Source organism: Frankia sp. CeCAU1, from assembly GCF_977971845.1.
The window spans coordinates 1-26,711 of sequence record NZ_CDWWXA010000063.1; the positions used below are offsets into that span (position 1 = coordinate 1).

A 26,711-nucleotide genomic window follows, 5' to 3' on the forward strand; every position below is an offset into this window, starting at 1 on the left:
CCGCCCGACCTCGTCTTCGCCGAGGCGGACCGGCTCGGGCTCGCGGCCCAGTTGGAGGCCCGTGTCCTCGCCGCCGCGCTGGAGGCGCGTGACCGGCTTCCCGACCGCTGCTTCCTCGCGGTCAACGTCCTGCCCCATCTGCTCACCTCACCAGAAGTCATGGCAATCTGGCAGCGCGCGGACCTGCGGCGCCTGGTCCTAGAACTCAACGAGGCAGTCGACCTCGACGCCACCACCGGCCTGACGACCACCGCGGGCGCACTGCGCAACCTCGGTGCGTTCGTGGCGATGGACGACGTCGGCTCGGGCTATGCCGGGTTGCGGCAGCTGGCGCGGATCCGCCCCGACTTCGTCAAGCTGGACCGCTCGCTCGTAGTCAACGTGGACGACGACCAGGTCAAGATCGCCCTCACCGAGCTGGTCGGCACCTTCGCCAGCCGGCTCAACGCCTGGGTCATCGCGGAGGGGGTCGAGCGGTTCGACGAGCTCGGAATGCTGGTCGCGCTGGGGGTTCCGCTCGGCCAGGGATTCCTGCTCGGGCGTCCCTCCCGGGCCTGGCAGCAGCTCGACCCAACCGTGGCTAGGCGTATCCGCCAGTTCTCGGAACGCAGCAACCACGCCGCGAGCATCGAGAGCCTGATGGAACAGGTCACGATCAGCATAGGTGACTCCGGTCGGTGCGCCATGTCCGCGGACTGTCCGTCCTGTCCCATGAGCGCCGCCCGGAACCGGGACGGTCTCGCGGCCGGCGATGATCCGGCCGGACCGGACGGTGACCGGACGCCTCGAGCGACCGTCATCGTCTCCAACCGATGCCGACCGGTCGCCCTGCATCTGTCCGGCGGCCCGGGCGGCAGCACGGAACCGCGCCGTGTTCCCACGACGCTCTTCGCGCGGCCCGAGGAGCCGGTGACCGAGGTCGCGCGTCGCGCCATGACGCGGGCCCGGGCCAGCCGATTCGATCCCGTGATAATCGTGACCGAGATGGGGCGCCCACTCGGCCTGGTACGGATGGAGCGTCTGATGCTACGGCTCGCGGAAATGTCCACATGAGGCGAAACCGCTATTGGACCGCGCAGGCGCTCATGTCGCCGAGCCCAGCGGCCAGGAGCCATTCCGCGCCGGCAGAGATCATCGTCCGGCACCCGAGCATGAAGCAATTCTACTGTGGTGCGATCATGCACGACTGCGAGACGCGCATGATCGCCCCCACCGAAGACGATCTTCTCCGTTCCGTCGACACCCACGCGCAAGTTGATCATGGTATGACGGATATCCCGGAGTCGATGCTGGACGAGGTCCGCCAGAATATCCACGACGTGGAACCGGCGGACCACCACGACTAACCAGCGCCACCACCACGACCAGCCCGCGCGGGCACCGAACGGTCCCGGGCAGCCCGGTTCACGGCACTCACCACGGCCCGCAGGGACGCCGTCACGATGTTGGCGTCGATCCCGACTCCCCAGAAGATCCGGTCGTCGACGGCCACCTCGAGGTACGCGGCCGCTCGCGCATCCGCTCCCGAGCCCAGGGCGTGCTCGTTGTAGTCCAGGATCCGCACGGTCAGATCGCGGCTGGCGAGCGCCGTGACGAATGCGTCAATGGGGCCGTTGCCGGTTCCCGTGATCACCGTGTCGGCCCCCTGGAAACGGACCGAGACGGAGACCTCGTCCCGATCGCCCGACGCCGCCGTCGTCCGGGAGCCCAGCAGTTCGAGCGGGCCGGACCCCTCCGCGCCGTCCAGGAAGTACTCGCTGCGGAAAATCGTCCAGAGTTCCTCGGCCGTCACCTCGCCGCCCGCGGAGTCGGTGTGGCGCTGTACGACACCGGAGAACTCGATCTGCAGCCGGCGCGGCAGGTCCAGGGAGTGCTCGGACTTCAGCAGGTATGCCACCCCTCCCTTGCCGGACTGACTGTTCACCCGGATCACCGCCTCGTAGGAGCGGCCGACGTCCTTCGGGTCGATCGGCAGGTAGGGCACCTCCCAGCAGGTCTGGCCGGTGCGCTCCATGGCCTCGAAACCCTTCTTGATGGCGTCCTGATGGGAGCCGGAGAAGGCGGTGTAGACGAGGTCGCCGCCGTAGGGATGACGGGGATGGACGGGCAGCTGGTTGCAGTACTCCACCGCGCGCCGGATCCCGTCGATGTCCGAGAAATCGATCATCGGGTCGATCCCCTGCGAGAACAGGTTCATCCCCAGCGTGACCAGGCAGACGTTTCCGGTCCGTTCCCCATTGCCGAACAGGCAGCCCTCGACCCGGTCGGCGCCGGCCAGCACACCCAGTTCCGCCGCGGCGACCGCGCAGCCCCGGTCGTTGTGCGGGTGCAGGGACAGCACGGCGGCATCCCGGCGGGTCAGGTTCCGCCCGACCCATTCGATCTGGTCGGCGTAGACGTTCGGGGTCGACATCTCGACCGTCGCCGGCAGGTTCAGCACGACCGGACGCTGCGGGGTCGGCGCCCACACGTCCATGACTGCCTCGCACACCTCCACCGCATAGTCGAGTTCGGTGCCGGTGAACGACTCCGGGCTGTACTGCCAGCGCACATCGGTGCCGTCCAGCAGTTTCTCGGCGTACTGGGCACACCACCGGGCGCCCTGCACCGCGATCTCGGTCACCCCCGCCCGATCAAGACCGAACACCACCCGCCGCTGCAACGTGGATGTCGAGTTGTACAGGTGGATCAGCGCCCGGTCCGCGCCGACCAGCGACGCGGCCGTGCGCTCGATCAGGTCCTCCCGCGCCTGCGTCAGGACCTGGATGACGACGTCGTCCGGGATGCGATCTGATTCGATCAGCTGCCGGATGAAGTCGAAGTCGGTCTGGCTGGCCGCCGGGAACCCGACCTCGATCTCCTTGTACCCCATCGCCACCAGCAGCTCGAACATCTGCATCTTGCGGGCGGGGGTCATCGGGTCGATCAGTGCCTGGTTACCGTCGCGCAGATCGACACTGCACCATTGCGGGGCGCGAGTGATCGTCCGCTCGGGCCAGGCCCGGTCGGGAAGTGAGACGGGGACGAACGGACGGTACTTCTCGACCGGCATGCCGGACGGCTGCTGCGTGGTCATTCCTGCTCCTGCTTCCTCGAAAGAGTCCCCCGCGACCGTGATCGCACGGTTCGCGACGTGGGTGACTGGATGCCGGAGGATCCGCGGAGAATCAGCAGAGGAGCGTCAGGCCGCACCTGGACGCTGGACCGCCGGATGGCGAGGATCCCGACGCTGACACACGAAAACACCGCGACGGGGAAGCCAGCTCGGGTATCAGGCCCCGCCGCGGCGGCTAAGGAGAAGCAGCGCACGCATCGCGCACCAACATTACCGGATGTTCGGCCGACCGCGAGGAAACTCCGGTGCCGCGACGGCGCCGGGGACACGGAACTGACCGCTGCGGGGCCGCAGGTCGTCAGTGCGCACGGTGCACACGGCCGCGTGCGCACCGTGCTGCCAGCTGGGTTCGGACGGGTAGATCGTGCCAACGGTGCGGTGCGGAGTGCTGTCGACGGTTCCGGGAAACTCGCGCAGTGCTCCGGCACAGCGCTCGTCCGTCACCTCGGCGACCACCGACGCGCCAGGCCAGCGATGGAAGAGCACCGCCAGGTCGACCATCCGGGTGACCTCGTCGATGTGGGGCTCCCGGCAGCTCACCCGGACGGGCACCACCGGATCGACCGAGGCGGGCGAGCCCGCCGGATACGGGGTCCAGTTCAGGCAGTCACCCGGCCGCAGGGCCGCGAGCAGGTCCGGCCTGATCCCAAAGCCGGCGGGGGGACCGGTCAGCGTGCCGGTGGCAGCCGGTACGGCGGTCTGCTTGGTGGCCGCGGAGGACCCCGACGACGTGGTCGGCACCAGCCGTGCGGCGGTCGGGCTGGTCCGGTTCGCCGTCTGCCGCAGGGCGACGACGGTGATGGTGATCATCCCGACGATGATGGCCATGAACGTGACCATTCGCGCGATCTGGCGGGGACGGCCCGGTGGTCTGGGCGGCGCCACCAGCCGATGGAAAAAGCCGGGCAGACCCCGGGAAGCTGGGACGACCTGACAACGGCTGGAAGCCGGCCGGCCGTGCTGCCGGCTGCGCTCGGCCGCGGACGGTTCGAGAAACCGGGCTCCGCGGACGAATCGCTCATCCAGGCGAAGCCCCTCGAACGGGTCCTGATGCCGCGACGCCATGCTAGCCACGGTAAACCCGACACCACGACTACGGCGCACGTTCCACGGAAAGATCACCTGGATCACGTCCCCATGCAACCGCTACCCGTACCCAATCGATCGCCTACCGTTGAGATCGCCCGCAGCTACCCCTGGTAAACCCCACCCAGCCCAGGTAATCCACGGCAACCCGAGGAACACCCCGGACCACCGAAGGCCCCCACGACTCCCCCCGCAAAATCGCCGAAGGTGCCTTTGCGGAGACCCCACACGGCGGCGAAGCCACCGTGTGGGGAAGGAGTCATTCGCTGCTGATGCTTACGGCCCTGGCGTAGGAAGCTCCGATGATCTTCGCGATCTCGGCCAGGATGTCGGGGGCGACCGCGTCGTCGAGCGACAGCGACATCAACGCCTCGCCGCCGGCCTGCAGGCGGCTGACCTGCGCACTGGCGATGTTGATGTGCGCCTCGCCGAGCAGGGCACCGACCGCGCCGACGATCCCCGGCCGGTCCTCGTAGCGGAAGAATGCCAGATGCGCCTCGGGCCGGATGTCGACCTCGAACCCGTCGATCGCGGTGATCTTCTCGACCTGCCGTGAGCCGACAAGCGTGCCGCTCACCGACACGGGCGTGCCGTCGGCGAGGACTCCTCGCACAGTCACGAGGTTGTGATAGTCGGGGCTGTCCTCAGCGGTCTCCAAGGCCACGTCGACCCCGCGCTCCTTGGCCAGCAGCGGCGCGTTGACGTAGGTGACCTGCTCCTCGGTCACGTCGGTGAACACACCCTTGAGCACCGCGAGCTGCAACACCGAGACGTCGTGCACGGCGATCTCGCCCCGCACCTCGACGGTGATCGCGGCGGCCAGGCTGCCCGCGAGGCCGGAGAAGAGCTGCCCGAGCTTCTCCGCAAGCGGAAGACCCGGCCGGAGGTCCTCGGCCACGACGCCACCGGCCTGCACGTTGACCGCGTCGGGCACGAACTCGCCCTGCAGCGCCAGCCGCACCGAGCGGGCGACGGCGAGCCCGGCCTTGTCCTGCGCCTCCTGGGTGGACGCGCCGAGGTGGGGGGTGACGACGACGTTGTCGAGCCCGAACAGCGGGGAGGCCGTCGTGGGCTCCTTGGCGAAGACGTCGATGCCCGCACCGCCGACCTGACCAGAGCGGACCGCCTCGGCGAGCGCAGCCTCGTCAACGAGGCCGCCGCGCGCCGCGTTGACGATGATGACACCGGGCCTGGTCCGGGCCAGCTCGTCGGTGCCGATCAGACCGAGCGTCTCCGGCGTCTTGGGCAGATGGATCGTGATCACGTCGCTCTGCCGAAGCAGCTCGTCGAGGTCGACAAGGGTCACGCCGTGCTGCGCGGCACGGGCCACCGACACGTACGGGTCGTAGGCGATGACCTTCATCCCGAAGCCGGCGAGCCGCTGCGCCACGAGCACGCCGATCCGCCCGAGGCCGACGACGCCTGCCGTCTTCTCCACGAGTTCGACACCGACGTACTTCGAGCGCTTCCACTCGCCGCCGCGCAGTGCCTCGCTGGCCGCGGGAACCCGCCGGGCGACGGCGAGCAGCAGCGCGATCGCATGCTCGGCCGCACTGACGATGTTCGACTGCGGCGCGTTGACCACCATGACACCGCGCTGGGTGGCGGCGGCGACGTCGACGTTGTCCAGCCCGATGCCGGCCCGGGCGACGACCTTGAGCTTTCCCGCGGTGGCGAGCACCTCGGCGTCGATCTTGGTGGCCGACCGGACGATCACGGCATCGACGTCGGCGATGGCGGGCAGCAACGCGGACCGGTCGGCACCGTCGACGTGACGAACCTCGAAGTCCCCGGACAGCACCTCCAGCCCGGCCGGTGAGAGCTCCTCGGCAACGAGTACGACAGGCACTGGACCTCTCCTAGCGACCTCGGGTCAGACCGGGAGGCGACGCGGAACGAGGCGTGATCACGTGGCCTTCGGCCTGGCGATGATGAACGTGGATACTGCGGACACCGCACGAGGCGGCGGGCCCAGCCTACCGACGCCCGCCGTGGACTCCGAGCCCTTTCCGCCGACCGACGGCGACGGCGTGCCCGGACGGGGACGGCACGCACCCGGGGACGGCGGCAGCGCACCACGGCCGCCCCCGAGAGGGCACGATCCGCCCGACGACCCGCGGGACCTACCTGGAGATCCAGGAATCAGGCGATCCAGAAATCAGGCGATCCAAGACATCATCGGCCGGAGCTTCGCGCCGACCTGCTCGATCGGGTGCTGCTTGCCCTCCGCCACGAGCTTGGTGAAATTCGGCCGACCGTTGTCGTCCTCGGCCACCCACTCGCGAGCGAACGCGCCGTCACGGATCTCGTCGAGGATCTTGCGCATCTCGGCCTTCACGGCGGGGGTGATGACGCGCGGGCCACGCGTGACATCGCCGTACTCCGCGGTGTCCGAGATCGAGTACCGCATCTGGGAGATGCCGCCCTCGTACATCAGGTCGACGATGAGCTTGAGCTCGTGCAGGCACTCGAAGTAGGCGACCTCCGGGGTGTAGCCCGCCTCGACGAGGGTCTCGAAGCCGGCCTGCACGAGCGCGCTGGCGCCGCCGCAGAGCACGGCCTGCTCGCCGAACAGGTCGGTCTCGGTCTCCTCGGTGAAGGTGGTCCTCAGCGCACCGGCCCGGGTGCCACCGATGCCCTTGGCGTAGGCCAGCGCGACGGCCAGCGCGTTGCCGCTCGCGTCGGCCTCCACCGCGACGAGGACGGGAACGCCCTTGCCCTCCTCGAACACCCGCCGCACCAGGTGACCCGGCCCCTTCGGAGCGACCATGAACACGTCGACGCCGGCCGGCGGCTCGATGAGCCCGTAGCGGATGTTGAAACCGTGCCCGAACGCCAGCGCCTTGCCCGCGGTGAGGTGCGGGGCGATGGACTCCGCGTAGATCGTGCGATGGGTGGTGTCCGGAGTGAGCAGCATGATGATGTCGGCCTCGGCGGACGCCTCCGCCGGGGTGAGGACCCGCAGGCCCTCTTCCTCGGCCCTGGCCCGGCTGCGGCTGTCCGCCGGCAGGCCGACCCGCACGTCGACACCACTGTCGCGCAGGTTCAGCGCGTGCGCGTGGCCCTGGCTGCCGTAGCCGATGACGGCGACCTTACGGTCGGCCAGGACGCCCAGCGAGGCGTCGTCGTCGTAGTAGATCTCGACCATCGTGGGGAATCTCCTCGTTGAGTGGATGGGAAAAAGACGCGCGACGGTCCCGGTCAGGCCGGACGGTCGACTGCTCGCAGGCTGCGATCGGTGATCGAACGCGATCCGCGGCCGAGTGCCACCAGGCCGGACTGGACCAGTTCCCGGATTCCGAACGGCTCCAGCATGCGGATGAGGGCGTCCAGCTTGTCGCGGGTTCCCGTCGCCTCGATGGTGACGGCGTCCTGGGCGACGTCGACCACCTTGGCACGGAACAGGGCGACCGTCTCGAGGACCTGGGACCGCACCGACAGGTCGGCGCGCACCTTCACGAGCATCAGCTCACGTTGCACCGAGGCGGAGGTGTCCATCTCGACGATCTTCAAAACATTGATCAGCTTGTTGAGCTGCTTGGTCACCTGTTCCAGCGGCAGGTCCTCCACGACGACGACGATCGTCATCCGGGAGATGTCAAGCTGCTCGGTCGGCCCGACCGCGAGTGACTCGATGTTGAACCCGCGCCGGGAGAACAGGCCCGAGACCCGGGCCAGCACCCCGGGCTTGTTCTCCACCAGCACGGACAGGGTATGGCGGGTCATCAGATGTTCACCTCGGCGTCGCCGGAGTAGTCGAAGTCCGGCGCGGTGTCGCGCGCGATGCGGATGTCGTCGTTGCTGGCGCCGGCGGCGACCATCGGCCACACCATGGCGTCGGGATGCACGACGAAGTCCACCACGACCGGGGCGTCGTCGATCGCCATCGCCTTCTCGATCGTCGCGTCGACATCCGCCGCCGTCTCGCAGCGCAGCCCGACGCAGCCCAACGCCTCGGCCAGCCGGACGAAGTCGGGCACGCGCACCCTCCTGGACGCCCCTGCGCCCCGCCCAGACGCCCCTGCGCCGCCGGTCCGCGGGGAGTCCGGGTGCGTCCCGAGCTCCGTGTTGGAGTACCGCTTGTCGTAGAAGAGGGTCTGCCACTGGCGGACCATGCCGAGCGACCCGTTGTTGATGACGGCAACCTTGATCGGGATTCCCTCCAGCGCGCAGGTCGCAAGCTCCTGGTTGGTCATCTGGAAGCAGCCGTCACCGTCGACGGCCCACACCGTGGCGTCGGGGCGGCCGACCTTGGCGCCCATCGCGGCCGGCACGGCGTAGCCCATCGTGCCGGCGCCGCCGGAGTTCAGCCAGGTGTAGGGGTTCTCGTAGGAGATGAACTGCGCGGCCCACATCTGGTGCTGCCCGACGCCGGCGGCGAAGATGGTCTCCGGCCCCGCGATCTTCCCGAGCCGCTCGATGACGTACTGCGGGGCCAGCGAGCCGTCAGCCGGCTGGTCGTAGCCCAGCGGGTAGGTCCGGCGCCAGCCGTCCAGCGTCCGCCACCAGGCGGCGAGGCCCGGCCGCTCCTCCAGGACGAGCGCGGCGACGAGCTCGTTGATCACATCACGGCAGTCACCGACGATCGGCACGTCCGCGGGCCGGTTCTTGCCGATCTCGGCCGGGTCGATGTCGGCGTGAATGACCGCGGCACCGGGCGCGAAGGAGGACAGCCTGCCGGTCACCCGGTCATCGAAGCGGGCCCCGAGAGTGATCAGCAGATCCGCCTTCTGCAACGCGGTCACCGCGGCGACCGACCCGTGCATGCCGGGCATGCCCAGGTGCTGGGGATGGGAGTCGGGGAAGGCGCCGCGGGCCATGAGGGTGGTGACCACCGGGATGCCGGTGAGCTCCGCAAGTGTCCGCAGCTCCGCGGCAGCGCGGGCCCTGAGCACTCCCCCACCGATATAGAGCACCGGACGCCGGGCAGCGCTGATCATCTTCGCCGCCTCGCGCACCTGCCTGCCGTGCGGGCGGGTGACCGGACGATAACCGGGCAGGTCGAGAGCCGGCGGCCAGACATCGTGCGGCAGCACGGAGGTGACCGACTGCAGGATGTCCTTGGGCAGGTCGACGAGCACCGGTCCGGGCCGGCCCGTCGCCGCCAGGTGGAACGCCTCCGCGATGATCCGCGGGATGTCGTCGGCGGACTGGACCAGGAAGTTGTGCTTGGTGATCGGCAGGGTGATGCCGCAGATGTCCGCCTCCTGGAAGGCGTCGGTCCCGATCGAGGGGCTGGGGACCTGCCCGGTGACGGCCACGATCGGCACCGAGTCCATGTAGGCGTCGGCGATCGGGGTCACCAGGTTGGTCGCCCCCGGCCCCGACGTCGCCATGCACACCCCGACCCGCCCGGTGGCCTGCGCGTACCCCTCGGCCGCATGACCCGCGCCCTGCTCGTGCCGGACAAGGACATGTCGCACTCGGGTGGAGTCGAACAGTGGATCATATGCGGGCAGGATCGCGCCGCCGGGGATGCCGAAGACCACGTCGGCTCCGACCGCTTCAAGGGAGTGGACGAGCGACTGGGCTCCGGTGATCTCTCGTGTCATCTGGTCGTCTTCCTTGACAGGCCGGGGATGTACGTGGCACGTGGCAATCTCGGCTGGCACTGCGGGACCGGCGGGACCGGGCCCGCCGGGCACGGCTCTGCCAGCTGAGCACGACCACGCAGGCTTGGCACGAGGCAGTGCTCACTGCACGAAAAAGCCCCTCGTGCCGAGGCACTGAGGGGCGGCGCACAGGTCGACGTCGTCGACTATGCGCGCTCTGAGCGTACGAGAATCCCGAGATGCACGGTTCTACCCTGCCGGAGTTCCCGCCCCACGTCAAGCATCGCCGGGCACCCGGTCCAGCCAGGCACCCGGTCCAGCCAGGTCATTGCCCGCCGGAGCCGGGCGCACCGATCTGGCCACCGTCCAACGCGGTGAGGAACCTGGCCGCGACCGGCGCGGCCGTCTCCGCGCCGAAGCCGCCGTCCTCGACGACCACCGCGAAGGCCACATCGCCCCGGTAGCCGACGAACCACGCATGGGTCGGCGGCGGGTTGCCGTCCTTGTACTCGGCGGTGCCGGTCTTCCCGAAGACCTCGCCGGGCATCGGGACCTTCGCGGCGGTGCCCTCGGTGACGACCGCCCGCATGAAGTCCCGCAGCGGGGGCAGCACCACGGGCGGGATGGGGTTGCTGCGCGCCGACTGGCCGACGACGAACGGCTGGCGCCAGGTACCGCTCGCGACCGCCGCGGCGACGCTCGCCATCTGCAGCGGGGAGACCTCGATGCGGGCCTGGCCGATCGACGCCGACGCCGACTCGACCGCGTCACGCGGGGTCGGGAAGGTCCCCCCGACGCTGGCGATATCCAGCGGTGGTCCGCCGTCGAAGCCGTAAAGCTGGGCGGCCTTCTCCAGCGCGCCGTCCGGGAGTGACTCCTCCAGCCGGATGAACGCGGTGTTGCAGCTCCTGGCGAACGCGGTCCGCAGCGGGATGGGGCCGAACTGCTCGGACTCCGCGTTCTGGAAGGTCCGACCGCCGACGCTGACCGTCTGGGTGCAGTCCAGGGGCATGTCCGGCGCCTTGCCGTTCATCAGCGCGGCGGTGGCCGTCACGATCTTGAAGGTGGAACCCGGTGGGTACTTGCCCCGGACAGCCCGGCCCGACCCGCTGGGCGGATGGTTGGCCAGGGCCAGGATGGCGCCGGTACGAGTGTCGATCGCGACCATCGCCCCGGTCGGGCGGGCCGCGGTGGCCAGGGCCGCCTCGGCGGCCTGCTGGACCCGCAGGTCGATCGTGGTACGGATCGCCTCGCCGTCGGTCATCGGATAGGTGTGCAGCGTCTGCACGGTCGCGTTCTTCGCATCCCGCACGACGACCGCGCCGCCCTGCGCCCGCAGCCGGTCGTCGTACACCCGCTGCAACCCGGACAGCGGCGCCGTCCGACCGACGAGGTTGCCCGCCAGGTCGGAGGAGTCCCGTAGGGGCTGGCCCGCCACGTCGAGCAGGTCCCCCCGCTTACCTGTGGAGGCGGTCCGGTCCAGGTGCAGCCCTGGGCGCAGGGCCGGATGCACCGAGGGCGGATCAGCCTTCACCCGCCACCCGCCGCCGGTCGAGACGAGATGCAGCGCCCCGGTGTACTCCAGCGGCGTCGGCAGACCGGAGAGCGTGAGCCTGGCCAGGTACGGCACGGTCGCCGTCTCGCCGCTGCGGCTGATCGCGCCCGGGGTAAACGTAGCCGCTGTGACGAGCAGGCGGTCACGCACCTCGGCCATCGTGCCCACCAGGCGCGCGACGTCGATACTCCCGGGCGTGGAGACGGCGGCGACAGCCGCGGGGCCGGGGGTCGCCGTCCCACCGGAAGTCGTCAGCGTCCGCCAGCCGGCCAGGTAGGAGTCGGCCGCGGCCTGGACCTTCCGGTCGGCGGCGCGGTCGGCGGCGCGGTTGTTCAGGACGTAGCCGACGCCGCCGGCGACGGCCAGCAGGACGACGACGACCGCGACGATGATCGCCGTCCGGCGGCCCCGGCCCCGGCGGCGGGAGGTTGACGCGGTGAAGCCGGAAGGTGTAAGGGGCACGGCGGCACGCTCTCCCCTCGATCGTGACACCCCGATGGGAGACCCACCCTATGGAGGCCTCCGGCCCTTCGCATCCGACGCGCCGTACGACGTCGGCAACCCGACACGCGGGTCCGACACAGCAGGAGAACGTGGTCCTCCCGAGCTCGGATCACGGAGAGGCAACCCACGGCACGGGGGACGGCGGCGACCGGTCGGACGTTTCTTGAACGAATGGCGCTAAAATCTGCGAATCATCTTGAATACGACAAATCGGGGATCGGGCGAGCGAGGGCCGGGAAGCGGTGTCAGGAGACGCCGAGGCGCTCCAGCAGCAGTCGCCGCACGGCCGCCGCGTCCGCTTGGCCCTTCATCGCCTTCATCACCGCGCCCACCAGCGGACCGACGGCGTTCACCTTGCCACCGCGGACCTTCTCGGCGATGTCGGGGGCACCGAGGAGCGCCGCGTCGACGGCCGCGGTGAGCGCGCCGTCGTCCGCGACGATCGCCAGCCCACGGCCGGCGATCACCGCGTCGGGCGTGCCCTCACCGGCGAGCACCCCGTCGATGACCTTGCGGGCCAGCGCGTCGGTGAGCTCGCCCGCGGCCACCAGCGCGGTGATCCGGGCGACGTCGGTCGGGGTGATCTTAAGATCGCGCGGCTGGAGACCGGCGTCCGAGGCGCGCCTGGCCAGTTCGTTGAGCCACCACTTGCGGGCGGTCGCCGGGGCCGCGCCGGCGGCGATGGTCTCCTCGACCAGGTCGAGGACCGCGGCATTGCGCAGGTCCTGCAGGTCCCGCGCGGTGTAGCCGTGCTCGGCGATCAGCCGGGCCCGGCGCGCCGCGGGCAACTCCGGCAGGCCGGCCCGCAGCCGCTCGACGTATTCCGCGGGCAGGGCCAACGGGGTGAGATCAGGCTCCGGGAAGTACCGGTAGTCGGTGGCCTCCTCCTTGGAGCGACCCGACGAGGTGCGGCCCGACGCCTCGTCGAAGTGGCGGGTCTCCTGGATGATGCGCTGGCCGTCGTCGAGCAACGCGGCCTGCCGGGTGGTCTCGTAACGCACCGCGCGTTCCACCGACCGCAGCGAGTTGAGGTTCTTCGTCTCGGTGCGGGTGCCGAAGGGAGCGTCCGGGTCGCCGGGCGCCGGCCGCGGGCGCAGCGAGACGTTGGCGTCGCAGCGCAGCGATCCCTGCTCCATCCGGACGTCGGAGACCCCGAGCGCCCGGATCAGCTCCCGCAACTCGTCCACGTAGGCCCGGGCCACCTCGGGGGAACGCACGTCCGGTTCGGTCACGATCTCCACGAGCGGGATGCCGGCCCGGTTGTAGTCGACCAGCGAGTGGGTGGCGCCGTGGATGCGGCCGGTGGCGCCGCCGACGTGCAGCGACTTGCCGGTGTCCTCCTCCATGTGCACCCGGGTGATGCCCACCCGGTGCACCTCGCCCTCGACCTCCACGTCGAGCCAGCCGTTCGTGCACAGCGGCTCGTCGTACTGGCTGATCTGGAAGTTCTTCGGCATGTCGGGATAGAAGTAGTTCTTGCGCGCGAACCGGCACCACGACGCGATCTCACAGTGCAACGCGAGTCCGATCATGACCGCGAAGCGCACCGCCGCCTCGTTCACCACCGGCAGGGAACCCGGCAGCCCGAGACACACCGGGCAGACCTGCGTGTTGGGCTCGGCACCGAAGGCTGTCGCGCAGCCGCAGAACATCTTGGAAGCGGTGCCGAGTTCGACGTGCGTCTCCAATCCGATCACCGGCTCGTAGCGGGCCAGAACGTCGGAGTAGGACGGCAGCGCGCCGGCGGGAGCCACTGTGCTCACCGGATGAACTCCTCATGGGTCGCTGGGTGGGCGGGTGTCGCGGACGTGCACGTAGGTGAGGAACACCGCGGCAGGTAGGCCGAGCACTCCCCAGACGAGCAGGACCGGGTTGAGCGTGGCGATGCCGAGACCCAGCACCAGCACGGTGAGCAGCCACACCACGCCCACCAGGAACCGGTCCTGTCGGCCGCTGCGCAGACTCACCATCGCCGTTTCCTTCCCTTCCCTCGCGGTCGGCGGCCCGTCAGCGCGGCCGCCACACCCGGAACACGGATGACCCGCGAGAGCGCCGGGCGCCCGCTCACAGCGCCGGGACCTCGTCGAGCAGCGGATGGCCGCGTTCGACGTCCAACGCCTCCTCCAGCGCCCCGCCGACCCGGTAGAGCCGGTCATCGGCGAACGGCGGCGCCATGATCTGGATACCCACCGGCAGCCCGTCCACGAGCCCGGACGGCAGGCTCATCGCCGGGCCGCCCGCGAGGTTGGACGGGATCGTGCACAGGTCCGACAGGTACATGGCCACCGGATCGTCGACCTTCGCGCCCAGTGGGAAGGCCGGTGTCGGGGTGGTGGGCGAGACCAGGACGTCGACCTGCTCGAACGCGGCGGTGAAGTCGCGGCTGATCAGCGTACGGACCTTCTGCGCCTGGCCATAGTAGGCGTCGTAGTACCCCGAGGACAGGGCATAGGTGCCCAGGATGATCCGCCGCTTCACCTCCGGGCCGAAGCCGGCTTCGCGGGTGCGGCTCATGACCTCCTCGGCCCCGGCCCGACCGTCGTCGCCGATCCGCAGCCCGAAGCGCATCGCGTCGAAGCGAGCCAGGTTCGACGAGCACTCGCTGGGCGCGATCAGGTAATAGGCGGGCAGCGCGTAGCTGAAGTGCGGGCAGCTCACCTCGACGACCTGGGCGCCCAGGCCCGTCAGCGCCTCGACCGCGGCGGCGAAGGCGGCCTCGACCCCCGGGTCGTACCCGTCGCCGGCGAACTCGCGGACCACACCGACCCGCATACCGCGGATGTCGCGCTGCCGTGCCGCCGCCACGACCGCGGGAACCGGCGCGTCGACGCTCGTGGAGTCCAGGGGATCGTGGCCGGCGATCGCGGCGTGCAGCAACGCCGCGTCGGTCACCGTGCGGGTCAGCGGGCCGGCCTGGTCCAGCGAGCTGGAGAAGGCGACCAGCCCGTAGCGGCTGACCCCACCGTAGGTGGGCTTGACCCCGACCAGACCGCAGAGGGCTGCCGGCTGACGGATGGAACCGCCCGTGTCGGTGCCGAGGGCGAGCGGCGCCTCGAAGGCGGCGACGGCCGCGGCGCTGCCGCCGCTGCTGCCGCCGGGGATGCGGGTGACGTCCCAGGGGTTGCGGGTCGGCCCGAACGCCGAGTTCTCGGTCGACGAGCCCATGGCGAACTCGTCCATGTTGGCCTTACCCAGCAGGACGACGTCCGCGGCCCGCAGCCGGCTCACCACCGTGGCGTCGTACGGGGGACGCCAGCCCTCGAGGATGCGGCTGCCGCAGGTGGTGGGCATCCCTCGGGTGGTGAAGACGTCCTTGAGCGCCAACGGCACCCCGGCGAGCGGCCCGAGGCGCTCCCCGGCCGCGCGCCGGTCGTCGACCGACCGGGCCGCGGCGAGCGCGCCGTCGGCGTCCACGTGCAGGAAGGCGTGGACGGTCTCGTCGACCTTGGCGATGCGGTCCAACGCCGCCCGGGTCGCCTCGACGGCACTCAGCCTGCCGGCGGCGATCGCGGCCGCCGTCGCGGCGGCGGACAGGCGCACGACGTCAGTCGTGCCGGGAGGTGTCGGGTTCTCCGTCATGTTCTCCGTCATGCGGGCGGCGACCTCATTCGTCCGGATCGAGGATGCGGGGCACCCGGAACCGCCCGTCCTCGGTGGCGGGGGCACCGGCCAGGGCCTCGGTGACGGGCAGCGACGGGCAGATGGTGTCCGGCCGGAAGACGTTGGTCAACGGCACGGCGTGGCTGGTCGGCGGGATGTCCCCGGCGGCGATCTCGGAGACTCGGGCGACCGCGGACAGGATCGCCTCGAGCTGCGGTGCCAGCGCGTCGAGCTCGTCGTCGGTCACCGACATCCGCGCCAAGCGGGCGAGGTGAGCCACCTCGTCCCGAGTGATCGCCATGGCGTGTGGCCCCTTCGTGGGCGGTGGGCGCGGGGCCCGTGACTGGTCCTGGGCGCCGCGACGGATGCGGGAACCGGAACCGGGAGAGGCCGGATGCACCCCTGGGGCGCCCCGGGCGGACGGTCCCGGACCGGACGCATCGCCGCGTCGACGTGATGTCATCGTACGGGCCGCGGCGGGACCCCCGCGGACGCCGCCCCCCGCTGCTCTCCTGGCCCAGGCCGCCCTTCGGGGTTTCCGTCACCTCACCTTCGGCGAGGTTCCTGTGCTGTGGTCCTGGGGGAGCCGCCGGCCGGGCGGGGACGTTATCTTCGCGTGACCGGCCGGCCATCCCGCCGACATGCTCTTTGCGCATGCTCAGCTACATGTCGTATCTGCTTCGCCTCGTGCTGCCGGACCGCCCCGGAGCGCTCGGCGCGGTGGCCACGGCCCTGGGCAGGGCGAGCATCGACATCGTCAGCATCACCGTCATCGAGCGCACCGCCGACGGAGCCGTGGACGATCTGCTCGTGCTTCTGCCACCGGGCGGCCTCGCCGATCGCGTCCTCACCGCCGCTCATTCGGTTCCAGGCGTGATCGTCGAGTCGCTTCGGCCGTTTCTCGCCGACGGGGGCGGTATCGGCAACGACCTCGACCTGGTGGACGCCATGACCGATCGGCCGCACGACGCCGTGGCGACCCTGACGGACCTCGCGCCCGGCGTCTTCCACGCCGACTGGGCGGTGCTGCTGGAGCACGTCGGGCCGGACGACATCAGGGTCCGGGAAACCTCGGTGGGCGCTCCGGCCCTCGGCGGGGACGATCTCGGTGTCCCCGAACGGGTCCGGTTACCCCTGCCCTGGCTGCCGCTGGAACGGCCGCGGCGGATCGGGGCCGAGGATGGCGCCTTCCCGCCTCGCTGGCGGGCGGTCAGCATGGAACTCGCCGCGGCCCCGGTCGGCGGCGACCGGTTGGTGATCCTGGTCGGGCGGCCCGGCGGCCCCCGGTTCCGCTCCTCCGAGATCGACCGACTGGCCCATCTGTCGGGCATCGCCGCGAGCCTGACCAGGACGGACCGTTTCTGAGTGGGGGAGCCTCCCCGGGTTATTCCACCGGGATCTCGGCCTTCTCGGGACCGTCGGCGGGAACGGCGAGCTTGCTGGCCGCGTCGACCCCCTGCGCCAGCAGAACGGCAAATCCGGCCTCGTCCAGCATGGGGATCCTGAGACTGCGCGCCTTGTCGTACTTCGAGGCCCCCGGATCCGCGCCGACGACGACGGCGGTGGTCTTCCTACTCACCGAGCCGGTGACCTTGCCGCCGCGCGCCTCGACCGCCTCCTTGGCCGAGTCGCGGCTCCAGTCGGTGAGCGTGCCGGTGATGACGACGGTGACGCCGTCGAGGGGACGTGGGCCCTCCTCCGCGCCGACGTCGGCGAGCCGTGCCCCGCCGGCGGCGATCCTGGCGAGGATGTCGCGGTGCCGTTCATCGGCGAACCAGTCGAGCACCGCGCCGGCGATCTTCGGACCGACCCCTTCGACCGCGGCGAGGTCCTCGGCCGACGTGGCGGCGATCGCTTCCAGCGACCGCAGTTCCCGGGCGAGCGCCCGCGCCGCCGTGGGCCCGACGTGGCGGATCGACAGGCCGACCAGCAGCCGCCAAAGTGGCCGGTTCCGCGCGGCCTCGACCCCCCGCAGAATCTGATCGATCTTCTTCTGCGCGAACCCGCGCAGCCCCTCGAAGGACTCGGGCGTCAGGTGGAAGATGTCGCCGATGTCACGCACCCGGCCCGCCTCGAGCAGGGCGATCGCCGTCTCATACCCGAGCCCGTCGATGTCCATCGCCCCCCGGGATGCGAAATGGAAGATCGACTCCCGCAACTGCGCGGGACAGGAGACGGTGTTCGGGCAACGGATGTCGACCTCGCCCTCGGGCCGCACCAACTCGGTGCCGCACTCCGGGCAGCGCGTGGGCATCACGAAGGCCCGCTCGGAACCGTCTCGCAGGTCGACGACCGGGCCGACGATCTCCGGGATGACGTCCCCGGCCTTGCGCAGGACGACCGTGTCCCCGATGAGCACCCCCTTGCGACCGACCTCGTCGATGTTGTGCAGGGTCGCGAGGCCCACCGTGGACCCGGCGACCAGGACCGCCTCCAGCTCCCCGAAGGGGGTCACCCGGCCGGTGCGGCCCACGTTCACCCGGATATCGCGCAGCTTGGTCGTGACCTCCTCCGGCGGATACTTGTAGGCCACCGCCCAGCGGGGGGACTTCGAGGTGGAGCCCAACCGGCGTTGCAGGGCGAACGAGTCGACCTTGACGACCACTCCGTCGATCTCGTGCACCACGTCGTGGCGCGCGTCGCCCCACCGGTGCACGTAGTCCAGCACGCCGGGCACCGTCGCCAAGACCTCGAAGTGGGTGGCGACGGGCAGCCCGAGCTCCGCGAAGCGGGCATAGGCCGCCGACTGGGACGTGACCTCGAAGCCGCGCTGCGCGCCCAGGCCATGGACAATCATCTCCAGCGGCCGGGTGGCGGTGACCCGGGGATCCTTCTGCCGCAGGGATCCGGCCGCGGCGTTACGCGGGTTCGCGAACGGTTTGCCCCCCGCGGCCACCAGCCCGGCGTTGAGCTCGGCGAACTTCGCGGTCGGGAAGAAGACCTCGCCCCGCACCTCCAGCAGCCCGGGCACCCGCGGCCCGCGCAGCCGCACCGGCACGCTCGCCAGGGTGCGGATGTTGGGAGTGATGTCCTCCCCCGTCCGGCCGTCGCCGCGCGTCGCGGCACGCACCAGGTAACCGTCCTCGTAGACGAGGTCCACGGCAAGCCCGTCGATCTTCAGCTCGCAGAGCCAGGCGTCGACCTCGTTTTCCCGGGCCACGCGCGCCGCCCACTGGTGGAACTCGTCGTCGTCGAAGACGTTTTCCAGGGACAGCATCCGTTCGAGATGCTCGACCGGGGTGAACAGGGTCGAGTAGGAGCCGGCCACCTTCTGCGTCGGCGAGTCCGGTGTGCGCAGGTCGGGATGCCGCTCCTCCAGCACGGCGAGCTCCGCCATCAACCGGTCGTACTCGGCATCGGAGATCGTCGGGGAATCGAGCACGTAGTAGCGGTACGCGTGCTCGTCGAGCTCGCGGGCGAGGCTGGCGGCGCGGGCCCGCTCGTCCGCCGAAGCCACCGCCGAGGCCACGCCGGATTCGTCGGCCGTACCGGCCGTCGCGCTCACGACGGTGCGTCGACCAGGACCCGCCCCGCCTTCCGGCAGTGGCGCATCACCGTCCTGGCATCGTCCGTTCCCAGGCCCGCCAGGCCACATGTCGGCGCCACGGCGACCACCTCTCCGAGCTGCTCGGGCCGGAATCCCAACCGGCGCCACAGTGCGATGACGGGTTCGACCGTACGGCGGACATCCGACAACTTCGGTGCGGCCGAGACAGCCCGTCCGGCTGCACCGGCCGGTGCGGCCGGTCCAGTCGGTCCAGTCGGTGAAATCGGCGCGGCCGGTGAAATCGGCCTGGTGGGGACGAGACCCGCCATCAGCCGCACGCCGGCCTCCACGATCTCGCCGACAGCGTCGTCCTCGGCCCGGGTAAGCGCGGTGACGTCGAGACCGACGAAGTCCATACCCGCCGCGCGCAACGCCGCCAGCGGCACCGCGGGAGCGCAGCAGTGCACCCCGACTCCGACGGTCGCCGGCAGCGCCCGCAGGCCACCGAGCAGGATCCGCAGCCGCTCCACAACCAAGCCCTCCTCGACGGCGGGCAGCACCGAGAACCCACTCGGAGTGCGGATCCGGCCCGCGAGCACCGCCGGCAGCGACGGCTCGTCGAGCTGGACCAGGATCCGCGCCCCCGGGACCCGCTGGGCGATCTGTTCGACCTGTTCGACGAGCCCCGCGGTCAGTGCGTCGGCGATGTCACGGGTGGCGCCGGTATCCGACAACGCCCTGTGCCCGCGGGGAAGCTCCAGCTCGGCAGCCAGCGTCCACGGGCCGGTCACGGCAATCTTGAAGGATCCCGCGTAGTCGGCGGCGACCTCCGTCAGCGCGTCCAGGTCGCGTTCGAGCAGATCCCGTGACCGGCGCAGGTCCAGGCCGGGTCGGGGAACCAGCCGCCAGCCAGCCGGCTGAAGGTCCACCGGCATGTCGACGAGGATCGCCGCCGCCCGCCCGACCATCGCACCCCCGGGTCCCCTGGCCGGCAATTCGGGCAGATGCGGCAGGTCCGGCAGCTCGTCGAAGACCAGCTTGACGGCCTGGGCCGCATCCGTTCCCGGCAGCGAGCCCACCCCGGTGGCCGCGCCGGGCGGCCACATCCGTGCAGCGTCAGTACTCATGTCTTGACATCCTCCGGGAGCCCGCGGGAGATCCCCGGCCACGCCCACTCCACGCCCGCTCCGTCAACGGCCCACCGACCGGGCGCCCGGCTAACCACCGGTGGTGCGGATGTGCCCTCCGCCAAGCACCCGGTCACCGTCGTACAGCACCACTGCCTGGCCTGCGGCCGTGCCGCGGACCGGCGTCGTCAGTGTCACGACGAGCTCCTCGTCGCGCGCCTGCGCCACCGCCGGTACCACCCCGCCGTGCGCCCGCACCTGGGCCAGGCATGACACGGCCCCCTCGTGCGGCCAGACGGCCCGGTCCGCCACGAGCCGGCGCACGTCGAGCGCTTCGGCCGGTCCGACGGTGACCGTCGACGTCACCGGGGAGATGTCCAGCACATAGCGCGGCCGGCCGTCCGAGGCCGGCCGCCCGAGCTTCAGCCCGCGACGCTGACCCACGGTGAAGGCGTAGGCGCCGTCATGGTGCCCGAGCGTCTGCCCGGTCGTCGCATCGATGACCGGACCCGGCCGCGGGCCGAGCCGCTCGCGCAACCAGCCACCGGTGTCCCCGTGCGAGATGAAACAGATGTCGTGGCTGTCCGGCTTGTCCGCAACGGCAAGGCGACGCTCGGCCGCCTCTACCCGTACCTGGGCCTTGGTGGAATCCCCGAGCGGAAACCGCGCGGCGGCGAGCTGCTCGGGACGCAGCGTTCCCAGGACGTAGGACTGGTCCTTGTCCGGATCCACCGAGCGGCGCAGGGTGCCGTCCGGATCGAGCCGGGCGTGGTGCCCGGTGACGACGGCCTCGAAGCCGAGCGCGAGGGCCTTGTCGAGTACGGCCGCGAACTTGATGCGCTCGTTGCAGCGCACGCAGGGGTTGGGCGTGCGACCGGCTGCGTAGGACTCGACGAACTCCTCGATGACGTCGGTCTCGAACCGGTCCGCGAGATCCCAGACGTAGAACGGGATGCCGAGGATGTCGGCGGCCCGCCGGGCGTCCCGGGCGTCCTCGATGGTGCAGCAGCCGCGGGCTCCGGTCCGGTCCGACTCCGGCGAGCGCGACAACGCCAGATGCACCCCGGTGACGTCGTGACCGGCGTCAACCGCCCGGGCGGCGGCGACGGCGGAGTCGACCCCGCCGGACATCGCGGCGAGCACCCGCATCAGACCGTCACCTCCCCGAATCTCCGCCGAACCTCAGAGAACCACGTGGACGGGAGCAAGGCATCCATCATGGGCATCGCCTCTCAGGAGCCGCTCATGCTGCCGCTCATGCCGGCCAGCGCCCCCGCGCGGCTCGCCCGCTCGACGACCGGCCCGATCGCCGCGACCAGCGCGTCGATGTCGCAGGCCCGTGAGGTGTGCCCGAGGGAGAACCGCAGCGATCCGCGGGCGTGTGTCTCATCCACTCCCATCGCGAGCAACACGTGCGACGGCCTCGCCACTCCAGCGGAGCAGGCCGAGCCGGTGGAACACTCGATCCCCCGGGCATCGAGCAGCATCAGCAGCGAGTCTCCCTCGCAGCCGGGGAAGGTCAGATGGGCGTTTCCCGGCAGCCGGTGCGGTCCCGGACCGCCGCCGTCCCCACCGCCGCCGTCCCCGAGCAGCGGGGCGCCGTTGAGCACCGCCTCCGGGACCTCCGCCCGGACCCGGCGCACCAGGTCGTCACGCAGGGCCGCCAGCCGGACGCTCTCCTGCGGCGCCTCGGCGCATGCCGTCGCCGCGGCCGCCGCGAACGCCGCCACCCCGGCCGTGTTCAGCGTTCCGGACCGGATGTCGCGCTCCTGACCGCCGCCGTGGGTCAGCGGCTCCATCGCCAATCCCCGGCGCACCACCAGGGCACCGACACCGATCGGCCCCCCGATCTTGTGCGCGCTGACCGTGATGGCGTCGGGGCCCTCGTCGGTGACGGCGATCGGGATCTGGCCGAACGCCTGCACCGCATCGGTGTGGAAGGGCACGCCGTGACGGTGCGCGATCGTCGCGAGCTCGGCGATCGGCTGAACGGTTCCGACCTCGTTGTTCGCCCACATCACCGACACGACGGCCACCGAGTCCGGCTCCCGTTCGAGGGCGGCGGCGAGGGTGTCCGGCCGCACGGTTCCCGCGGCATCGACCGCGAGCAGCTCGACCTCGGCATCCTGCGCCCGGCCGAGCCAGTCGACGGTGTCCAGGACCGCCCGGTGCTCGACGGCGCTGACCAGCACCCGCCGCCGGCCCGGTTCGGCCCGGCGGCGTGACCAGTACAGACCCTTCAGCGCGAGGTTGTCACTTTCGGTACCGCCTCCGGTGAACACCACGTCGGACGGACGGGCGCCCAGCACTCCGGCGAGCGTCTCGCGGGACTCCTCGACGATGCGGCGGGCACGGCGGCCACTGGCATGCAGCGACGAGGCATTGCCGGTATCGGCGAGCACCGCGGTGTACGCGGCGAGCGCTTCCGGTCGCATCGGCGTCGTCGCCCCGTGGTCGAAGTAGGTCACAGCTCTAGAGGGTAGTCGCGGACGGGCCGAACACCGCGCGGTCAGAAGTCGCCGGCGGCCCGGCGCAGATCGGTCAGCAGGTCGATGAGTCTGCGCACCCCGCCGTCACCCAGCCCGGGATCGGCGAAGACGGTGTCGTTGAGCTTCTCGGTCGCGGCCATGGCAGTGGCCCGACCCTCATCGGTGATCTTCGCGAGAATCGCCCGCCGGTCCGTAGGATGCGGGGTACGCCGCACCTGCCCCCTCGCCTCCAACCGGTCGACCGCGCTGGTGACGCTGGTCGGATGGACCTGCAGCCGACTTCCGATCTTGTTGAGGGGCAGCGCTCCGGACCGACTGAACATCAACAGCATCAGCAGCTCATAGCGCGCGAAGGTCAGGTCGAGGGGGCGCAGGACCTCGTCAACCCGGGCGAGGACGATCTGCTGCGCCCGCATCAGGGAGGTGACCGCTGCCATGCCGTCCGCTGCCGCCCCCCAGCCGTGGGCGGTCCAGTGCCGATGGGCCTCCGCTATGGGGTCGGTTGGCAACGGTTTCGGGGTGGCCACGACTTGTCGACGCTCCTGCACTTCATGGGACGGTTCCCGCCCAACCTGGCAGCCGGGGACCGTCGCGGCGGGCAGCGTCCATTGCACCCCAGGACGGACGCGCTGGCAAAGATTCATGCGTACCCGGAGATTGCCGCGGCGCCCAGCGTACCGACCAGCGTAACGCCGATCGACGTAACGGCGGGCGCCACCCGGGACATAATCAGACGTTACGTCGATACTGCCCACCCACGTCGAAGAATGCCTGGGAGATCTGCCCGAGGGAGCAGACGCGGACCGCCTCCATCAGCGCCGCGAACGTGTTCCCCCCGCTCCTGGCGCTCTCCCGCAGATGTTCCAGGGCGGCGCCCGCCTCGGCGCCGTGCCGGCTGTGGAACTCCTCCAGCCGAGTGAGCTGAGATTGCTTCTCCTCCTCCGTGGCCCGCGCGAGCTCCATCGGGCCTCCCTCGGCGTCGGGATCGGTGCCGGCCGACTCGGGCCGCAGGAACGTGTTCACCCCGATGATCGGCAGGGTGCCGTCGTGCTTGCGCCGCTCGTACAGCATCGACTCGTCCTGGATGCGTCCCCGCTGATAGCCGGTCTCCATCGCGCCGAGTACACCGCCGCGGTCGCTGATCCGCTCGAACTCGGCGAGCACCGCCTCCTCGACCAGGTCGGTCAGTTCATCGACGATGAACGATCCCTGCAGGGGATTCTCGTTGGCGGCGAGTCCCCATTCCTGATCTATGATCATCTGGATGGCCAACGCGCGGCGGACGGAGTTCTCCGTAGGAGTCGTCACAGCCTCGTCGTACGCATTGGTGTGCAGGCTGTTGCAGTTGTCGTAGATCGCGCACAGCGCCTGCAACGTGGTCCGGATGTCGTTGTAGGCCATCTCCTGCGCGTGCAGCGACCGGCCCGACGTCTGTACGTGATACTTCAGCATCTGCGACCGGGGGGCGGCACCGTAGCGCTCCCGCATGGCCACCGCCCAGATCCGGCGGGCCACCCGCCCGATGACGGTGTACTCCGCATCCATCCCGTTGGAGAAGAAGAACGACAGGTTCGGGGCGAAATCGTCGATGCGCATCCCTCTGGCCAGATAGGCCTCGACGTAGGTGAAGCCGTTGGCCAGGGTGAACGCGAGCTGACTGATGGGATTGGCGCCGGCCTCGGCGATGTGATAGCCGGAGATCGATACCGAGTAGAAGTTCCGGACCGCGTGTTCGATGAACCACTCCTGCACGTCCGCCATCGCCCGCAACGCGAACTCGGTGGAGAAGATGCAGGTGTTCTGCCCCTGGTCCTCCTTGAGGATGTCCGCCTGCACGGTGCCACGGACCGTGGCCAGCGTGCGGGCCCGGACCTCGGCGGCCTCGTCCGTGCTCGGCTCCCGGCCGTGCTCGGCGCGGAAAGCGTCCAAGCGCTGGTCGATCGCGGCGTTCAGGAACATCGCCAGGATCGCCGGCGCCGGGCCGTTGATGGTCATCGAGACGCTGGTCGACGGATCACACAGATCGAACCCGGCGAACAGGACCTTCATGTCGTCCAACGTCGCTATCGACACGCCCGACGTGCCGATCTTGCCATAGATGTCAGGCTGAGACGCGGGATCGCGGCCGTAGAGGGTCACCGAGTCGAAGGCGGTGGACAGCCGGGTCGCAGGCGAGCCGGCGGAGAGGAAGTGGAACCGGCGGTTGGTCCGGAAGGGGTCACCTTCACCGGCGAACATTCGCGCCGGGGCCTCCCCGGCGCGTTTGAACGGAAAGACGCCGGCGGTGAAGGGGAAGTACCCTGGCAGGTTCTCACGCCGCAGGAAGCGGATCAGGCGAGCGTCGTCGTCGATGGCGGGTACCGCCACCCGCCGGATCAGAGTCCCGCTGAGCGTGGTGCGCACCAGCGGGGTGTGGATCTCGGTTCCCCGGACGAGATAGGTCATCTTCTCGCCCTGACGTTCCTCGACGATCGCCGGCCATTGCGCCAGGAGCTCCCTCGTCCAGGGGGCCAGGGCGGCTTCGGCCTCGTCGCGCAGCACGGCGAGGGTGGTGGGCTCCGCCGGCGCCGCGCCCGCGCTGGTGTTGGCGCCGGCCAGCGCCGCAAGGGCCGTCGTCAGATGCTCACGACGGCGGGCCAGCAGCGCCTGGCGCTCAGTCTCGGCGTGATAGCCCCGCACCGTCTCGGTGATCTCGGCCAGATAGCGTATCCGGGCGGACGGAATGACCGTGGTCAGGCCGGTAGAGGTCCGCCCACGCACCAGGTGCAACGATCCGGACACGGTGTGCAGATCGTGTTTGCGTAGCAGCCCGACGAGGTGCTGATACAGGGCGGTCACCCCGTCGTCGTGGAACCGGGCGGCCGAGGTGCCGAAGACGGGCATATCCTCCCAGGACTGGTCGAACGCCTGCCGGTTGCGCACCAGTTGCCGGGCGACGTCACGCCGGGCATCCTCGGCGCCGCGCCGCTCGAACTTGTTCACCGCCACCACGTCGGCGAAGTCCAGCATGTCGATCTTCTCGAGCTGTGAGGCCGCACCGTACTCGGGCGTCATCACGTACAGCGAAACATCGCAGAACGGAACGATCGCCGCGTCACCCTGCCCGATGCCCGGCGTCTCGACGATCACCAGATCGAAACCGGCCACCTGACAGGCTTTGATCACATCCGCCAGGGGAGCCGGAACCTCACTGCCCCCCGTGCGCGTCGCCAGGGACCGGAAGAACACGTTCCCTGCCGTGCCATCACCCAGGGAGTTCATCCGGATGCGGTCACCGAGCAGTGCACCGCCGCCCCGCCGACGGCTGGGGTCGATGGCGAGCACCGCGATCCGCAGGCTGTCGCCCTGGTCGAGGCGGAAGCGCCGGATCAGCTCGTCGGTGAGCGAGGACTTTCCCGAACCACCCGTGCCGGTGATACCGAGGACCGGAACCCGCGGGCGGCGGGCGGCCTCGTCCTGCAGCGCCGCCGCGAGCCGCGGGTCCCGGCCCGCCTCGAGCACGGTGATCGCCCGGGCGAGCGCGCCGTGCTCACCAGCCGCCACCGCATCGAGCTTCGGCCCGTCCTCCGTCAGATCGACGTCACAGGCCTCGATGATCACATTGATCATCTTTGCGAGACCGAGCCGCTGCCCGTCCTGCGGGGAGAAGATGCGCGCGACCCCGCGCGCGTGCAGCAGGTCGATCTCCGCCGGCAGGATCACCCCGCCGCCGCCGCCGTAGACCCGGACGTTGCCGGCTCCGCGCGCACGGAGGCGCTCGATGAGGTAGCTGAAGTACTCGACATGCCCGCCCTGATAGGACGACAGGGCGATCCCTTGGGCGTCCTCCTGGATCGCAGCGGTGACGACCTCCTCGACGCTGCGGTCATGCCCGAGATGGATCACTTCGGCACCCTGCGCCTGCAACAGGCGACGCATGATGTTGATCGCCGCGTCATGCCCATCGAAGAGTGAGGCCGCCGTCACGATCCGGACCGGATGAACCGATGTGTGCAGCGTGGCGGCCGGCTCGTGCCGGTTGTCGGAGGACATCGCGTCGGAGGACATCGAAGCGGCTCCCGGGGACGATGTGGCGGGCGGAGATGCCTAGAACACTTGGCTTCCCGATAGTAGGACATCCATGCAATAGATGCCACCACGGCCAAGGTGCTGAAGCGGGTGCTGCCAGCCAGTAGTCGGAAAATACGCGTATACGA

General features: G+C 70.4%; 20 protein-coding genes and 1 pseudogene. 3 read left to right on the forward strand and 18 right to left on the reverse strand.

What is annotated here, in order from left to right; all coding sequences use genetic code 11:
• Together AC08OO_RS12765 and AC08OO_RS12770 are read left to right on the forward strand one after the other, a co-directional pair.
• Positions 1-1,053: EAL domain-containing protein (locus tag AC08OO_RS12765; protein ID WP_476618543.1), on the forward strand; the 1,053-nt coding region annotated here is incomplete at its 5' end.
• On the forward strand, positions 1,050-1,346 hold the full coding sequence (locus AC08OO_RS12770) for a DUF1059 domain-containing protein (protein ID WP_476609612.1): 297 nt from the start codon (positions 1,050-1,052) through the stop codon (positions 1,344-1,346). The genes AC08OO_RS12765 and AC08OO_RS12770, both read left to right, overlap by 4 nt.
• Here AC08OO_RS12770 and leuA read toward each other — a convergent pair.
• From leuA to gatC, 12 genes and pseudogenes are all read right to left on the reverse strand, one after another.
• Positions 1,343-3,076 carry a 2-isopropylmalate synthase gene (gene leuA / locus AC08OO_RS12775; RefSeq protein ID WP_476609611.1) on the reverse strand — a complete coding sequence of 578 codons (1,734 nt, stop codon included), beginning with the start codon at positions 3,074-3,076 and terminating at the stop codon, positions 1,343-1,345. The genes AC08OO_RS12770 and leuA overlap by 4 nt on opposite strands.
• 249 nt (positions 3,077-3,325) lie before the next feature.
• A complete protein-coding gene (locus AC08OO_RS12780; RefSeq protein WP_476609619.1) occupies positions 3,326-3,943 on the reverse strand; it encodes a septum formation family protein in 618 nt (205 codons plus the stop codon).
• A 150-nt stretch (positions 3,944-4,093) separates the two neighbouring features.
• Positions 4,094-4,180: pseudogene (locus tag AC08OO_RS12785) on the reverse strand (SCO2583/SCO2584 N-terminal domain-containing protein); the annotation flags it as partial.
• 280 nt (positions 4,181-4,460) lie between these two features.
• The gene (gene serA / locus AC08OO_RS12790; protein WP_476609610.1) at positions 4,461-6,050 is read right to left on the reverse strand and encodes a phosphoglycerate dehydrogenase; all 1,590 of its coding nucleotides are present in this window, start codon (positions 6,048-6,050) and stop codon (positions 4,461-4,463) included.
• A gap of 309 nt (positions 6,051-6,359) precedes the next feature.
• Entirely contained in the window at positions 6,360-7,349 is a 990-nt protein-coding gene (gene ilvC, locus AC08OO_RS12795) for a ketol-acid reductoisomerase (RefSeq protein WP_476618544.1), read from the reverse strand.
• Between the two features lie 53 nt (positions 7,350-7,402).
• A complete protein-coding gene (gene ilvN / locus AC08OO_RS12800; RefSeq protein WP_011438015.1) occupies positions 7,403-7,927 on the reverse strand; it encodes an acetolactate synthase small subunit in 525 nt (174 codons plus the stop codon).
• Positions 7,927-9,801: an acetolactate synthase large subunit gene (locus AC08OO_RS12805; RefSeq protein WP_476609618.1), complete on the reverse strand. Its 1,875-nt coding sequence runs from the start codon at positions 9,799-9,801 to the stop codon at positions 7,927-7,929. The genes ilvN and AC08OO_RS12805 overlap by 1 nt, the downstream gene beginning before the upstream one ends.
• A 277-nt stretch (positions 9,802-10,078) precedes the next feature.
• Complete coding sequence (locus AC08OO_RS12810) at positions 10,079-11,770, reverse strand: penicillin-binding transpeptidase domain-containing protein (protein ID WP_476609608.1); 1,692 nt, start codon at positions 11,768-11,770, stop codon at positions 10,079-10,081.
• 287 nt (positions 11,771-12,057) lie between these two features.
• Complete coding sequence (gene gatB / locus AC08OO_RS12815; protein ID WP_476605994.1) at positions 12,058-13,575, reverse strand: Asp-tRNA(Asn)/Glu-tRNA(Gln) amidotransferase subunit GatB; 1,518 nt, start codon at positions 13,573-13,575, stop codon at positions 12,058-12,060.
• Positions 13,576-13,587: 12 nt separating this feature from the next.
• Complete coding sequence (locus AC08OO_RS12820) at positions 13,588-13,782, reverse strand: hypothetical protein (protein ID WP_011438019.1); 195 nt, start codon at positions 13,780-13,782, stop codon at positions 13,588-13,590.
• A gap of 94 nt (positions 13,783-13,876) precedes the next feature.
• Positions 13,877-15,403 carry an Asp-tRNA(Asn)/Glu-tRNA(Gln) amidotransferase subunit GatA gene (gatA, locus tag AC08OO_RS12825; RefSeq protein ID WP_476618545.1) on the reverse strand — a complete coding sequence of 509 codons (1,527 nt, stop codon included), beginning with the start codon at positions 15,401-15,403 and terminating at the stop codon, positions 13,877-13,879.
• 13 nt (positions 15,404-15,416) lie between these two features.
• Positions 15,417-15,713 (reverse strand): Asp-tRNA(Asn)/Glu-tRNA(Gln) amidotransferase subunit GatC, encoded by a 297-nt coding sequence (gene gatC / locus AC08OO_RS12830; RefSeq protein ID WP_011438021.1) that lies wholly within the window; start codon positions 15,711-15,713, stop codon positions 15,417-15,419.
• A gap of 353 nt (positions 15,714-16,066) precedes the next feature.
• Between gatC and AC08OO_RS12835 the strand changes: the two genes are divergently transcribed.
• Positions 16,067-16,777: an ACT domain-containing protein gene (locus tag AC08OO_RS12835; RefSeq protein WP_476618546.1), complete on the forward strand. Its 711-nt coding sequence runs from the start codon at positions 16,067-16,069 to the stop codon at positions 16,775-16,777.
• A 19-nt stretch (positions 16,778-16,796) separates the two neighbouring features.
• On the opposite strand, the gene ligA is transcribed toward AC08OO_RS12835, so the two are convergent.
• From ligA to icmF, 6 genes are all read right to left on the reverse strand, one after another.
• Positions 16,797-18,917, reverse strand: coding sequence for an NAD-dependent DNA ligase LigA (ligA, locus tag AC08OO_RS12840; protein WP_476609605.1), 2,121 nt, complete (start codon positions 18,915-18,917; stop codon positions 16,797-16,799).
• On the reverse strand, positions 18,914-20,026 hold the full coding sequence (locus AC08OO_RS12845; RefSeq protein WP_476609604.1) for a methionine synthase: 1,113 nt from the start codon (positions 20,024-20,026) through the stop codon (positions 18,914-18,916). Before AC08OO_RS12845 ends, ligA begins: the two co-directional genes overlap by 4 nt.
• Positions 20,027-20,116: 90 nt before the next feature.
• Positions 20,117-21,175: a tRNA 2-thiouridine(34) synthase MnmA gene (gene mnmA / locus AC08OO_RS12850; protein ID WP_476605986.1), complete on the reverse strand. Its 1,059-nt coding sequence runs from the start codon at positions 21,173-21,175 to the stop codon at positions 20,117-20,119.
• Between the two features lie 83 nt (positions 21,176-21,258).
• Positions 21,259-22,494, reverse strand: a complete 1,236-nt coding sequence (locus tag AC08OO_RS12855) for a cysteine desulfurase family protein (RefSeq protein ID WP_476618547.1) — start codon at positions 22,492-22,494, stop codon at positions 21,259-21,261.
• Between the two features lie 41 nt (positions 22,495-22,535).
• Entirely contained in the window at positions 22,536-23,042 is a 507-nt protein-coding gene (locus AC08OO_RS12860) for a MarR family winged helix-turn-helix transcriptional regulator (protein WP_476609602.1), read from the reverse strand.
• A gap of 202 nt (positions 23,043-23,244) precedes the next feature.
• Positions 23,245-26,562: a fused isobutyryl-CoA mutase/GTPase IcmF gene (icmF, locus tag AC08OO_RS12865; RefSeq protein ID WP_476609601.1), complete on the reverse strand. Its 3,318-nt coding sequence runs from the start codon at positions 26,560-26,562 to the stop codon at positions 23,245-23,247.
• Positions 26,563-26,711 lie beyond the last annotated feature (149 nt).

Excerpts from the sequence above, each read along its gene's own strand:
- icmF (WP_476609601.1), bottom strand. The coding sequence starts at position 26,562 with ATGTCCTCCGACGCGATGTCCTCCGACAACCGGCACGAGCCGGCCGCC.
- leuA (WP_476609611.1), bottom strand. The coding sequence starts at position 3,076 with ATGACCACGCAGCAGCCGTCCGGCATGCCGGTCGAGAAGTACCGTCCG.
- AC08OO_RS12835 (WP_476618546.1), top strand. The coding sequence starts at position 16,067 with ATGCTCAGCTACATGTCGTATCTGCTTCGCCTCGTGCTGCCGGACCGC.
- mnmA (WP_476605986.1), bottom strand. The coding sequence starts at position 21,175 with ATGCGGGTGCTCGCCGCGATGTCCGGCGGGGTCGACTCCGCCGTCGCC.
- AC08OO_RS12770 (WP_476609612.1), top strand. The coding sequence starts at position 1,050 with ATGAGGCGAAACCGCTATTGGACCGCGCAGGCGCTCATGTCGCCGAGC.
- AC08OO_RS12845 (WP_476609604.1), bottom strand. The coding sequence starts at position 20,026 with ATGAGTACTGACGCTGCACGGATGTGGCCGCCCGGCGCGGCCACCGGG.
- ilvC (WP_476618544.1), bottom strand. The coding sequence starts at position 7,349 with ATGGTCGAGATCTACTACGACGACGACGCCTCGCTGGGCGTCCTGGCC.
- AC08OO_RS12820 (WP_011438019.1), bottom strand. The coding sequence starts at position 13,782 with ATGGTGAGTCTGCGCAGCGGCCGACAGGACCGGTTCCTGGTGGGCGTG.
- AC08OO_RS12780 (WP_476609619.1), bottom strand. The coding sequence starts at position 3,943 with ATGGCCATCATCGTCGGGATGATCACCATCACCGTCGTCGCCCTGCGG.
- gatC (WP_011438021.1), bottom strand. The coding sequence starts at position 15,713 with ATGGCGATCACTCGGGACGAGGTGGCTCACCTCGCCCGCTTGGCGCGG.
- ilvN (WP_011438015.1), bottom strand. The coding sequence starts at position 7,927 with ATGACCCGCCATACCCTGTCCGTGCTGGTGGAGAACAAGCCCGGGGTG.
- gatA (WP_476618545.1), bottom strand. The coding sequence starts at position 15,403 with ATGACGGAGAACATGACGGAGAACCCGACACCTCCCGGCACGACTGAC.